The organism is Nonomuraea sp. MG754425 (genome assembly GCF_021699195.1).
Lineage (GTDB): Bacteria > Actinomycetota > Actinomycetes > Streptosporangiales > Streptosporangiaceae > Nonomuraea.
The window spans coordinates 1-733 of sequence record NZ_SSXE01000463.1 but is presented as its reverse complement, the minus strand read 5'-3'; the positions used below and the strand labels follow the sequence as shown (position 1 = coordinate 733).

1 protein-coding gene is annotated in these 733 nt (G+C 63.2%); it reads left to right on the top strand.

Translation table 11 applies throughout. The features are described 5' to 3' along the window. Nucleotides 1-730: VCBS repeat-containing protein (locus FAF44_RS53495; RefSeq protein ID WP_237111166.1), on the top strand; the 730-nt coding region annotated here is incomplete at its 5' end. Nucleotides 731-733 lie beyond the last annotated feature (3 nt).

Here is a 733-nt window from a genome sequence, read left to right as displayed (position 1 = left end):
CGGCGCGGACTTCAACGGTGACGGCATCGGCGACATCTTCTCCGCCACCACCGGCACCCTCACCATCTGGAACGGCAAAGGCAACAACAACTTCGCCGGACTCCAGGAAATCGGCGGCGGCTGGAACATCTACGGCAAACCCATCGCCGGAGACTTCAACAACGACGGCATCAGCGACCTGGCCGCCATCAAGAACAACACCACCCTCGTCATCTGGAACGGCAAAGGCGGCAACAAATTCGGCCCCGCCACCGACATAGGCGACGGCTGGACCCCCTACACCTCCCTCACCTCACTCGGCGACATCAACAACGACGGCCACGACGACATCGCCGCCATCACCGACAACACCCTCTACATCTGGAACGGCAAAGGCGGCAACAAATTCGGCCCCGCCACCCGCATCGGCAGCGGCTGGAACACCTACAGCAAACCCATCGGCGGCGACTTCAACAACGACGGCATCGGCGACCTCGCCGCCATCAAAAACAGCACCACCCTCACCATCTGGAACGGCAAAGGCGGCAACAACTTCACCGACGCCACCGAAATCGGCGGCGGCTGGACCCCCTACGACGGCACCCTCACCACCCTCGGCGACGTCAACAAAGACGGCCACGACGACATCGCCGCCATGACCGGAGGCACCCTCTACCTCTGGAACGGCAAAGGCGGCAACAAATTCGGCCCCGCCACCGAAGTCGGCTCCGGCTGGACCCCGTACTTCTGACCC